Origin of the sequence: Streptomyces sp. SM18, assembly GCF_002910775.2 — a bacterium.
In the GTDB taxonomy this organism is placed as follows: domain Bacteria; phylum Actinomycetota; class Actinomycetes; order Streptomycetales; family Streptomycetaceae; genus Streptomyces; species Streptomyces halstedii.
The window spans coordinates 5,191,682-5,202,865 of the sequence record NZ_CP029342.1 but is presented as its reverse complement, the minus strand read 5'-3'; the positions used below and the strand labels follow the sequence as shown (position 1 = coordinate 5,202,865).

Genomic DNA, 11,184 nt, shown 5'->3' with positions numbered 1-11,184 from the left:
CTGCTTCAGCCGACGCGCTTTCCAAGTACGAGAATTCGGGTGCGCATGGCATTGACCCTCTCTCCGGGGCGCCCGCGGTGTCAAGTGGGTGGGACGGGCGTCTCATCATGTGAACGCCCCTGGAGCGGGATCCAGCCGCCCGCCAGCACGGGCCGCGCCGTCGGTCCGCCGCCCGCGACGGGGAACCTGCCCCGGGCCAGGGCCCGCCGCAGCCGGTACTCGTCCACGGGCCCGGAGAACGCCGCCCCCTGGCCGTGGGTGCACCCCATGGCGCGGAGCGCGCGTGCCTGTTCGGGTCCGTCCACCCCGTCGGCGACGGACTGCATCCCGAGGTCGCAGGCGATCCGCAGCAGGCCGCTGGTGATCTTGTGCAGCCGCGCCGACTCCACGACCCCGTCCACGAGGTTCCGGTCCAGCTTGAGCACGTCCACGGGGAGTCTGCGCAGGGCGTTGACCGCGGCGTAGCCGTTGCCGAAGCCGTCGAGCGCGATGCGTACGCCGAGTCTGCGCAGGGCGACCAGCCGCTGTTCCAGATCGTCGAAGGAGACCCGGGGGTCGTGGTCGGCCACCTCGATCATCAGGGCGCCGGAGGGCAGCCCGTGCCGGGTGAGGAGGGCTTCGACCGAGCCGCGGGGCAGCGCCCGGTCCAGCAGCCGGCCGGCCGAGACCCGTACGGAGACGGAGACCGGGTGACCGGCCCTGGCCCGGTCGGCGGCCTGCTCGACGGCCTCCTCCAGCATCCAGCTCCCCAGCTCGGCGGCGCGGTCGCTGTCCCCGGCCACCCGGAGGAACTCGGCCGGGGTGAACAGGATGCCCTGGGAGGAGCGCCAGCGCGCCTGTGCGGCGACCGCCGCGACCGTGCCGCTGGCGAGGTGGACGACCGGCTGGTGCAGCAGGGCGAACTCGCCGTCGCGCACGGCCGTGCGCAGCCTCGCCGCCAGCTCGGAGCGCCGGACGACCTCGGCCTGCATCTGGGGCGCGTACAGCTCGACCCGGTCCTTGCCGCCGGCCTTGGCGCGGTACATGGCCAGGTCGGCGTTGCGCATGAGGTCCTTGGGGGTGATGGCGGGCTCGGCGAAGGCGACGCCGATGGAGGCGGCCACCCGGACCTCCTGGCCGTTGACCCGGTACGGCTGGGAGAGCGTGAGGCGCAGCCGCTCGGCGATCTCGTGGACCTGGTACTCGCGGGCGGCCTGGTCGCGGGTGCCGTCACCGACGATGAGCGCCGCGAACTCGTCGCCGCCCAGGCGCGCGGCGGTGTCCCAGGCGCGCACCGACTCCTGGAGCCTGCGGGCGGCCTGGACGAGCAGTTCGTCGCCCGCCTGGTGCCCGACGCTGTCGTTGACCGCCTTGAATCCGTCGAGGTCGATGAAGAGCACCGCGGTGCCCTGGTCGCCGGAGCGCCGTCCGCCGAGGGCCTGGGCCACCCGGGCGGTGAACAGGGCGCGGTTGGGCAGGTCGGTGAGCGGGTCGTGCTCGGCGTTGTGCCGCAACTGCTCCTGGAGCCGGACCCGCTCGCTGACGTCCCGGCTGTTGAGCAGCAGCCCGCCCTGGTGGCGGTTGACGGTGGACTCGACGTGCAGCCACGCGCCGGTGCCCGATCTGAAGCGGCACTCGATACGGGTGCTGGGCACCTCGCGGGGCGGGGCGGCCAGGAATCTGCGCACCTCGTGGAAGACCGGGCCGAGGTCGTCCGGGTGGATGATCGAGGGGAGTTCGGTGCCGACGAGGTCTTCCGCGGCGCGCCCGTAGACCCCGGCGGCGGCCGGGCTGACGTAACGCAGCACCCCGGTGGATTCCGCGATCATGATGACGTCGCTGGAGCCCTGCACCAGGGAGCGGAAGTGGTTCTCCTTCTGGGCCAGCTCCTGGGTGAGGGTGATGTTGTCCAGCAGCATGATGGCCTGGCGGACGACCAGGGCGAGCACGACCGCGCAGCCCGTGACGATCACGACCCGGTCGGGCCGGCGCCCGTCCACCACGCTGTACAGGATGCCGAGGGTGCAGACGGCCGCCGCCAGATACGGGGTGAGGGCGGCCAGGGACCCGGTGATCGGGCGGCTCGCGCCCCGGACGGCGCGGCCGGTCCGGACAGCGTTGTCCAGCCCGCGCCGGACGCCCCAGGGGGCGTACGCCAGGAGCAGCGACCCGGCGAACCAGCCGGCGTCGAGCAACTGGCCGGAGCGGTAGGCCGAGCGCAGCAGCGGCGAGGTGAACAGGGCGTCGCACAGCACCGTCAGGGCGAGCCCGGCGATGGCGGTGTTCACCGCCGAGCGGTTCACGCTGATCCGGCGGAAGTGCAGGGCCAGCACCATGGAGACCAGCACGATGTCGAGCAGTGGGTAGGCGAGCGAGAGCGCGGCCCTGGCGACGCTCTCCCCTTCGGCGTTGGCCATGTGGGCGGTGTGGGCGAGCGCGAGGCTCCAGGAGAGCGTCAGCAGCGATCCGCCGATCAGCCAGGCGTCCAGCGCCAGGCAGACCCAGCCGGCGCGGTTCACCGGCCGTTTGGCGAGGACGAGCAGGCCGACGATGGCCGGGGGCGCGAAGCAGAGGAAGAAGAGGTCGGCCAGGGACGGGGAGGGCACGGGACGGCTCAGCACCACCTCGTACCACCCCCAGACCGCGTTTCCGCCGGCCGCCATCGCCGAGGAGAGCGAGAACAGCAGCCAGGCGGGCCTGAGCCGGCTGTCGCTGCGGCGCGCGTAGACGAAGCAGGAGACGGCGGCGATCAGCGCGGCGAGACTGAGGCCGAAGTCACCCATGAAGAGCGCCACTCCCGTGGACCCCCAGCCGATGCCCGCGCCGACCGCGTAGGCGGCGCAGACCAGGGCGAGGAGGAGTTGGGAGCGCAGGCCCGCCCTCCGGCCGGAGACCGGCTTGGAGAGCAGGGCCGCGAGGGCGCTCACCGGAGGACTCCCCCGGACCGGACCGGTGCCCTCGGCACCTCTGCCCGCACCGCCGCGCGTGGGCGCGCACGCCCGCGGCGCGGCGCCGGATCACCTCTCCACTGGCCGTGCATCGCCCGTCGCCCCCTCGTGTTCCACTCCCGCCCGGCGCCGCCCCTTCCACGACGCCGCCCCCTCCTGGACGATACACCAGAACGGTCACTCAGGGCCATAAGATCTCTACGCTCCGTTACCACCTGCGGTGTTGGCCGCGCGACGGGTGCGACCGGGCCGGTCCACGGCGTGGTCAGCCGGTGGTGAACACCAGGTTGTCGAGCGGCTCCCCCGCCGCGAACCGGGACAGCTGTCCGGCCAGCAGTCGCTTCGCCCGGGGCAGGAACGCCGAGGTGGAGCCGCCCACATGGGGGGTGATCAGGACGTGGGGAGCATGCCAGAGCGGATGGCCCGCGGGCAGCGGTTCCGGGTCGGTGACGTCCAGGGCCGCCCGCAGCCGGCCGGACGTGAGTTCGGCCAGCAGGGCCTCGGTGTCGACGACCGGGCCGCGCGCCACGTTCACGAGCAGCGCTCCGTCCCGCATCGCGGCGAGGAACTCCGCCCCGACCAGCCCTTGTGTGGAGGGGTTCAGCGGGGTGGTCAGCACGACGACGTCCGCCTCGGGCAGGAGCGCGGGCAGCGCGTCGAGCGCGTGTACGGGACCGCGCGCGGTTGTCCGGGCGGAGCGCGCGACGCGCACCACCCGCGCGCACTCGAAGGGTTCGAGCCGGTCCTCGACGGCCGCGCCGATCGATCCGTAGCCGACGATCAGTACGGACTTGTCGGCGAGCGCGGGGTAGAAGCCCGACCGCCACTCCTCGTCGTCCTGACCGCGCGTGAAGCCGGGGAACCCGCGCAGCGAGGCGAGGATCAGGGCGACGGCGAGTTCCGCGGTCGACGCCTCGTGCACGCCCTTGGCGTTGCACAGCCGCACCCCGGCGGGCAGTCCGACGAGGCCCGGCTGCACGTGGTCGACGCCGGCGGAGAGGGTCTGCACGACCTGTACGGCGCCCATGTGTTCCAGCGGCCGGACCGCGACCTCGGCTCCCGCCAGGTACGGAACGACGTAGAACGCGCATTCGGCGGGGTCCGCGGGGTAGTCCTCGCCACCGTTCCAGAAGCGGTAGTTGAGACCCTCGGGAAGTCCGTCGATCTCCTCGGCGGGGATCGGCAGCCATACGTCGGGGGCGGTCGCGGGGGTCGGGGCCGGGCTCGGAGCCGCTGTCGAAGTCATGGTCAGGAGGCTATGCGAAGGGCGCGGAACGGCAGAGGTTACTTTTGAGGATGCGGTGGTGGTCCTGCGAGACGGGGCCGAGGGAGGGTTCGGGGAGTGCGCAGGACAATCGGTGCGGCGCGGCTGGCCGTGGGCGCTGTCGGGCTGGGGTGCATGCCCATGAGCTGGGCCTACAGCACGTCGCAACAGCGTGGTGACCGTTCGCTGCGTACGGTGCACGCGGCCCTGGACGCCGGGGTCCGGCTGTTCGACACGGCCGACATGTACGGGCCGTTCACCAACGAGCTGCTGGTGGGGCGGGCGTTGAAGGGGCGTCGCGCGGACGCCTTCCTCTCCACCAAGTGCGGTCTGCTGGTCGGGGACCAGCACGTCGTCGCCAACGGCCGCCCCGGGTACGTGCGCCGGGCCTGCGACGCCTCGCTGCGGCGGCTCCAGACCGATGTGATCGACCTCTACCAGCTCCACCGGGCCGACCCCGAGGTGCCGGTGGAGGAGACCTGGGGCGCGATGGCGGAGCTGGTGACCGCGGGCAAGGTGCGGGCGCTCGGCCTGAGCGCGGTGGGGGCGCGCGCGGGGCGCCGCGCTGTGCCCCGGACGTACGCCGCGACGATCCGGCAACTGGAGCGGGTGCAGCAGGTGTTCCCCGTCAGCGCGGTCCAGGCGGAGCTGTCGGTGTGGTCGCCGGAGGCGCTGGACGACCTGGTGCCCTGGTGTGCGGCGCGGGGCGTGGGCGTGCTGGCGGCGATGCCGCTGGGCAGCGGCTACCTGACGGGGACGCTGAAGCCGGGCATGGGCTTCGAGCCGGACGACCCACGGGCCCGGCACCCCCGTTTCACCGCGGAGATGATGGCGGCGAACCAGCCGGTGGTCGTGGGTCTGCGACGGGTCGCCGAGCGGCACGGCGCCACTCCGGCGCAGGTGGCGCTGGCCTGGGTGCTGCGGCAGGGCCGCCATGTGGTGCCCGTGCCCGGTGCCAAGCGGGAGCGGTGGGCCGTGGAGAACGCGCGAGCGGGCGAACTGGTGCTCACCGACCGGGACCTGGCCGAGATCGCGCGGCTTCCCCCGGCGCGCGGGTCGTGGGACTGACGCGGCGGCGGGGAATGGGTGGAGACCGGGGAGCGGCGGCGCGCGGCAGTGTAAGAACAGGGGTGATGCCCGCTGTCGAAAGGACCGGTCCTGTGCACACTCCCGCGGCGCGCGAGGAACACACGGTGCACCACGGGTGCACGAGGCTCAGGGGGGTGGCGGCGGTGCTCGCCTCGGCCTCCCTGCTGCTGTCGGCCGCCTGCGCGACCGACGACGGGGGGTCCGCGGGCACCGCCGGCTCCCCCACTCCCCCGGCGAGCTCCGCGTCCGCCCCGGCGGCCTCACCGAGCCCGTCCGCCGACCTGCCCCCGGCCAAGGGGTCGGTGGAGGTGGTGTCCACGCTGACGGAGGACCTCGACTCCCCCTGGGGTCTGGCCCCGCTGCCGGGAGGCGATCTGCTGGTGGCCTCACGCGACGAGGCGACGATCACCCGGATCGACGGCACGAGCGGCGAGAAGACGGAGCTGGGCACCGTGCCGGGCGTCTCGCCGGCCGGTGAGGGGGGTCTGCTCGGTCTCGCGGTCGCACCGACGTACGGCGCGGACCATCTGGTGTACGCGTACTTCACCACCGAGTCCGACAACCGCGTCGCCCGCCTCCAGTACGACGAGTCGAAGCCCGCCGGGCAGCAGCTGGGCGCCCCGGACACGATTCTGCGGGGCATCCCGAAGGGCTCCGTGCACAACGGCGGCCGGATCGCCTTCGGACCCGACCGCATGCTGTACGCGGGCACGGGCGAGACGGGTGACACGGGGCTGGCCCAGGACGAGAAGTCCCTCGCGGGCAAGATCCTGCGGATGACGCCCGACGGCGAGCCGGTGCACGGCAACCCGTCCGCCGACTCGGTGGTCTACTCCTGGGGCCACCGCAATGTGCAGGGGCTCGCCTGGGACGCGCGGAAGCGCCTCTGGGCCTCGGAGTTCGGCCAGGACACCTGGGACGAGCTGAACCTGATCGAGCCCGGCAAGAACTACGGCTGGCCCGAGGTCGAGGGCGAGAAGGGCGAGCCGGGGTATGAGGACCCGGTGGCCGTGTGGAAGACGTCCGAGGCCTCCCCGAGCGGCATCGCCTACGCGAAGGGCTCCATCTGGATGGCGGGCCTGCGCGGCGAGCGGCTGTGGCGGATCCCGCTGTCGGGTTCGGCGGGCAAGGAACCTCTGGCGGCCCCCCAGGCGTTCCTGGAGGGGACGTACGGAAGGCTGCGCACCGTGGCGGCGGCGGGCGGCGACCGGCTGTGGCTGGTCACGAGCAACACGGACGGACGCGGGACCCCGAAGTCCGGGGACGACCGGATCCTGCTGCTGAAGGTGCGGTGACGACCGGCCGGGCGGCACGTCGGAGGGAGTACGGCTGGTGTTCGACCTCTTCTCGGAACTGTTCTCGCCGGGCCGCAAGCACACCACGGAGGAGCGGAAGCGCCTGGAGCTGAGCCGCGAGGACCTGGGTGACTCCGACCCGTCGCGCGGCCCGATAGACCTCTCCTCCGGCAAGGTGACGCTCCGGCTCACGGGCCCGACGGAAACGGCCCCGGCGGACCCCACGGCCGGGACGGAGCGGCCGGACGGGCCGGGCAGGCCGGGAGGAGGAGCCGGGGCCCCGCCGGATACACCGGCTTAGGCGAGCGCGCCGCCGAAGCCCCCGGGTGGGCTCACACCGTCTCGTACAGCCGGAGGCGGTGGGCCAGGGCCGCGGCCTCGCCGCGGCCGGTGACGCCCAGCTTGGCCAGGATGTTGGAGACGTGCACGCTCGCGGTCTTCGGCGAGATGTACAGCTCCTCCGCGATCCGGCGGTTGGTGTAACCGGCCGCGACCAGCCGGTGCACCTCCTGTTCGCGGGAGGTCAGCCCGAACGACTCGATGGCGTCCGCCGCGGGCTCGAAGTCCGCCTCCGTGTCCTCCCCGGCGGTGTCCGGGCTCTCGTCGGCCGGTGCGGACAGGGCGATACGGGCCCGCCGGGCCAGCAGTCCGACGCTCTCCGCCAGGGGCGCGGCTCCCAGCCGCTCGGCCACCGCGTGGGCCTCGCGCAGGAGTGCGGTGGCCGTGGCGCGGTCCCCGGAGGCGGCGACGACGGACTCCGCCCACCGGTACCGGATCTGGGCGAGTTCGTACGGGCGGCGCAGCGGCCCGAAGGCCGCGGCGGCGCGGGCCCAGTCCTGCGGGGTGTCCGCACCCTCCGCCCGTGCCAGCTCGGCTTCGATCAGCGTCCCGTAGGCGGCCCAGACGGGCACCAGTGTGGGCAGCCGCTTGAGGTGGTCCCTGATCCGCTCCAGCACGGCGGGCCGGCCCGGCTCGGTGGCGGGCAGTCCGCGGGCGTCGGCCTCGATCACGGCGGCGACGTGCAGCAGCGGCAGCGCGTAGCGCTGGGTGCCCGGCGGGAACCCTTCCTCGGACCGCGCCTCGAAGGCGGCCCGCGCCTCGGGGACGCGCCCCTGCCGGGCGGCGAGGAGCATGGTCTGCCGGGCCAGGGGGATCAAGTACTGGGGCTGGAACTCGTGCGCCCCGACCAGGCGTCCGTTCAGCGCGATCTGTTCCTCCGCCTCGGCGAAATCGCCCGTGGCCAGCGCGAGTTCGATGCGGCGCGAGGCCACCAGCCCGTGGGACTTGCGGGACCGGAAGAGCAGGGCCGCCGCGTCGGTCGCGGCCCGGCTCTCGTCCCAGTGCCCCAGGGAGAAATAGGACTCCGCCTGATTGGCGCGGGCCCAGGCCTCGGAGTCGGGCATCCCGTGGTCGTGGCAGACCGTGATGCCGTGGTCGGCCGCGGCCACCGCCTCCAGCGACCGGCCGGCCGACTCCAGCGAGGAGGGCAGGTTGACGCCGGCCCGGCTCATCACGCCCACCAGGCAGAGCGCGTCGGCGCGGTCGCGGACGGCGTACATCTCCGCGAGCCCCTCGTCGACGCCGCCCGCGTCGATGGTGAGCCAGCCCCGGGTGAGACGGGCGTGCAGCTCGATGTACTCCTCGCCGACGAGCCTCGCGTACTCCACGGCCCGGTCGGCGGCGGCGAGCGCGTCGGGGCCGGGGCGGTGCAGGGCACCCCAGCTCGCGACGTTGACCAGGACGTCGGCGTGCACCGCCGAGGGGTGCAGCCCGCGCACCAGCTCCTGGGCGGTGGCGAGTTCCTGCCATCCGTCCCCCCGGGAGAGCGTCTGCACGAGCGAGGAGCGCTGCACCCAGAACCACGCGGCGCGCAGCGGGTCGTCGTCCCCGTCCAGGAGCCGCAGGGCCTTCTTCGCGAGGGTCAGGGCCCGTTCGCGGTCGCCCCCGAAGCGCGCGGCGACGGTGGCCTCGGCCATCAGGTCGAGGTGGCGCAGCGGTCCGGACCCCGACGCGCAGCCGCAGCCCGGATAGACCTCGGCGTAGTCCAGGGGGCGCAGGGTGGCGCGTACGGCGTCGGGTGCCTCGTCCCAGAGCTCCATGGCCCGCTCCAGGAGGCGCAGTTGCTCGGAGTGGGCGTAGCGGCGGCGGGCCTCGACGGATGCCCGCAGGACGGCGGGCAGCGCCTTGGCGGGGTCGTGGGCCGCGTACCAGTAGCTGGCGAGCCGGGCGGCGCGTTCGTCGGCGCGGACCAGGCCGGGGTCGGCTTCGAGGGCTTCGGCGTAGCGGCGGTTGAGGCGGGAGCGCTCCCCGGGCAGCAGGTCGTCGCTGACGGCCTCGCGGACCAGGGAGTGCCGGAAGCGGTAACCGTCCAGGTCGGGGGCGGGCAGCAGGATGCCGGCGCCGACGGCGGCCCTCAGCGCCTCGTCCAGGTCGTCGTCGGCGAGCCGCGCCACGGCGGCCAGGAGCCGGTGTTCGACGGTGGAGCCGCCCTCGGCGACGAACCGCACGACCCGCTGGGCGTCGTCGGGCAGTGTCTCGACGCGTACGAGGAGGAGGTCGCGCAGGGAGGCGGAGAGCTGCGAGCCGTCTCCGCAGCACTCGATGGTGCGGGCCAGTTCCTCGACGAAGAAGGCGTTGCCGTCGGAGCGGTCGAATATCTCGTCGACGAGCGCGGTGTCCGGGGCGACGGCGAGGATCCCGGTCAGCTGCCGGCCGACCTCGGCGCGGCTGAACCGGTCGAGTTCGACGCGTCCGACGGTGCGGAGCCGGTCCAGCTCGGCCAGGAGCGGACGCAGCGGGTGGCGGCGGTGGACGTCGTCGGAGCGGTAGGTGCCGACCAGGACGAGGCGTCCGGCGCGCAGGGTCCGCAGGAGGTAGGAGAGGAGGTGCCGGGTGGAGGCGTCGGACCAGTGCAGGTCCTCCAGGACGAGGACCAGGGTGCGGGTGGCGCAGACGCGCTCCAGCAGCCGGGCGGTCAGCTCGAAGAGGCGTGCCGTGCCGCTCTCGTCGTGCGCGGCGTGCCCGGCCTCGCCCAGTTCGGGCAGCAGCCGGGCCAGTTCGCCCTCCTGTCCGGCGAGCGCCTGTGCCAGCTCCTCGGGCAGGGCCCGGCGCAGGGCGCGCAGAGCGGTCGCGAAGGGGGCGTAGGGGAGGCCGTCCGCCCCTATCTCCACGCAGCCCCCGACGGCCACGACGGCCTCGCGCCGGCTCGCCACCGCGAGGAACTCCTCGACCAGCCGGGTCTTGCCGACGCCCGCCTCGCCGCCGACGAGCAGCGCCTGCGGCTCGCCCGCCGAGGCGCGGGCGAGCGCCTCGGTGAGCGTGGCGAGCTCTCGGGTCCGGCCGACGAAGAGGGGGCTGACGGTGTTGGTCTCCACAGCGCCGAGCATCGCATACGCGTACGACAACGCCGGGGCCCCGACCGCCGCGTGGGCGGTGTGCGGGGCCCCGGCGGCTCCGGCTCCGTACGACGCGGTGGGGCCGGCCGTGCCGCCGCCCATGGTCACGCGGCGCGGGCGAACCGGCCCCGGTTCTCGCTCACCCGCCCTTCCGGAGCGTCGCGCCCGGTGGTGCGGGCGGCGGTGCGGCGGGCGGCCACGGCCTCGCGGACGAGGCGCCGCCGGTCGGCCCGGCGGATGAGTTCGGCGGCCCTCAACTGGTGCATCTCGTAGCTGTACATGGCACTCTCCCCGCTGACGAAGGCCCGGTGCGGACCACGGCTCCCTGCCGTGGTCCCACTCTCGTCGGCAAGGGGGCGCGCCCGCATCGGGCGTGTGCCGCATCCTGGCGCCCCGGGGGCCTCAGACCCGCTGAGCAGAAGCCTTAGGGCGGAGCCGCGGCGTCTCAGCCGGCGGTGGGCAGCGGGAGGGCGAGGTCGAAGTACATGACGACCGAGATCAGTACGCCCAGGATCCCGAGCGCGATCCCCGCACGGGCGACGGCACGGATCCAGCCGGGCCGCGGGTGGGCGGCGGGTGCGCCGAAGGCGGGGCGGACCAGGACGAAGACGCCGACGAGAAGGGCGAGGAGGGCGAACAGGCCGTTGACGAGGGCGGTGGTGTGCCAGGCGTCGCCGTAGATGTCGGAGATCTGCTGGGTGGCGCTGCCGCTGCCGCCGGACTTGATTTGGCCGATGAGGGTCTGGCGCTCGGCCGCGACCCGGCCGGTCCAGGCACCGGAGAGGGAGACGACGCCGAGTCCGGCGGCGACCACGGCCGCGGCGCCACCGGCGGCTTCGGCGGACGCGGTGGCCTCCGCCTCATCGTAGGCGTCGGGCTCCGGGCCGTCGTCGTCGGACGCGGCGTCCGGGTCCGGGGCGTCCGAGGCGTGGGCGTCCGGGACGGGGGTGTCCGGAACGGCGTCCTCCGGGCCCGGCGCGTCCGAGGACCCGGCCGTCTTGGTCGAGACGGACTCGGCCGTCCGCGTGGCGACGGGCTCAGCCGTCTTCGTCGAGACGGGCTCGGCCGTCCGCGTGGCGACGGGCTCGGCCGTCTTCGTCAGGCCGGGTGCGGCCGTCCCGTCCCTCGCCGGCTCCCCGTCGGCGTCGTGGTCCTGGTCGGTGGCAGGGGTGGTGGGGGTGTTCTCCATGCGGCGCACGGTAGGGGCCCCGGAT

Annotated in this window: 8 protein-coding genes; 3 read left to right on the top strand and 5 right to left on the bottom strand. The window is 74.2% G+C overall.

The window, feature by feature from the left end; all coding sequences use genetic code 11:
- Nucleotides 1-80: 80 nt before the first annotated feature.
- Nucleotides 81-2,906 carry a bifunctional diguanylate cyclase/phosphodiesterase gene (locus B9S64_RS23610; protein ID WP_103493221.1) on the bottom strand — a complete coding sequence of 942 codons (2,826 nt, stop codon included), beginning with the start codon at nucleotides 2,904-2,906 and terminating at the stop codon, nucleotides 81-83.
- 286 nt (nucleotides 2,907-3,192) lie between these two features.
- A complete protein-coding gene (locus B9S64_RS23605; RefSeq protein ID WP_103493220.1) occupies nucleotides 3,193-4,173 on the bottom strand; it encodes a 2-hydroxyacid dehydrogenase in 981 nt (326 codons plus the stop codon).
- Between the two features lie 129 nt (nucleotides 4,174-4,302).
- On the opposite strand from B9S64_RS23605, the gene B9S64_RS23600 reads away from it, so the two are divergent.
- The 3 genes from B9S64_RS23600 to B9S64_RS23590 all read left to right on the top strand — a co-directional run bounded on the left by B9S64_RS23600 (nucleotide 4,303) and on the right by B9S64_RS23590 (nucleotide 6,876).
- Nucleotides 4,303-5,259, top strand: a complete 957-nt coding sequence (locus B9S64_RS23600; RefSeq protein WP_028443656.1) for an aldo/keto reductase — start codon at nucleotides 4,303-4,305, stop codon at nucleotides 5,257-5,259.
- A gap of 65 nt (nucleotides 5,260-5,324) precedes the next feature.
- Nucleotides 5,325-6,575, top strand: a complete 1,251-nt coding sequence (locus B9S64_RS23595; protein WP_078552415.1) for a sorbosone dehydrogenase family protein — start codon at nucleotides 5,325-5,327, stop codon at nucleotides 6,573-6,575.
- 37 nt (nucleotides 6,576-6,612) lie between these two features.
- On the top strand, nucleotides 6,613-6,876 hold the full coding sequence (locus B9S64_RS23590; RefSeq protein ID WP_103493219.1) for a DUF6191 domain-containing protein: 264 nt from the start codon (nucleotides 6,613-6,615) through the stop codon (nucleotides 6,874-6,876).
- A gap of 31 nt (nucleotides 6,877-6,907) precedes the next feature.
- Here B9S64_RS23590 and B9S64_RS23585 read toward each other — a convergent pair whose 3' ends face one another.
- The 3 genes from B9S64_RS23585 to B9S64_RS23580 all read right to left on the bottom strand — a co-directional run bounded on the left by B9S64_RS23585 (nucleotide 6,908) and on the right by B9S64_RS23580 (nucleotide 11,159).
- Nucleotides 6,908-9,961 (bottom strand): helix-turn-helix transcriptional regulator, encoded by a 3,054-nt coding sequence (locus B9S64_RS23585; protein ID WP_181012417.1) that lies wholly within the window; start codon nucleotides 9,959-9,961, stop codon nucleotides 6,908-6,910.
- A 113-nt stretch (nucleotides 9,962-10,074) separates the two neighbouring features.
- Nucleotides 10,075-10,251, bottom strand: coding sequence for a hypothetical protein (locus B9S64_RS34590; RefSeq protein ID WP_181387635.1), 177 nt, complete (start codon nucleotides 10,249-10,251; stop codon nucleotides 10,075-10,077).
- A gap of 164 nt (nucleotides 10,252-10,415) precedes the next feature.
- Nucleotides 10,416-11,159: a hypothetical protein gene (locus B9S64_RS23580; protein ID WP_374936025.1), complete on the bottom strand. Its 744-nt coding sequence runs from the start codon at nucleotides 11,157-11,159 to the stop codon at nucleotides 10,416-10,418.
- Nucleotides 11,160-11,184 lie beyond the last annotated feature (25 nt).

Coding starts and splice junctions, on each gene's coding strand:
- B9S64_RS34590 (WP_181387635.1), bottom strand. CDS start 10,251: ATGTACAGCTACGAGATGCACCAGTTGAGGGCCGCCGAACTCATCCGC.
- B9S64_RS23585 (WP_181012417.1), bottom strand. CDS start 9,961: ATGCTCGGCGCTGTGGAGACCAACACCGTCAGCCCCCTCTTCGTCGGC.
- B9S64_RS23595 (WP_078552415.1), top strand. CDS start 5,325: ATGCCCGCTGTCGAAAGGACCGGTCCTGTGCACACTCCCGCGGCGCGC.
- B9S64_RS23580 (WP_374936025.1), bottom strand. CDS start 11,159: ATGGAGAACACCCCCACCACCCCTGCCACCGACCAGGACCACGACGCC.
- B9S64_RS23605 (WP_103493220.1), bottom strand. CDS start 4,173: ATGACTTCGACAGCGGCTCCGAGCCCGGCCCCGACCCCCGCGACCGCC.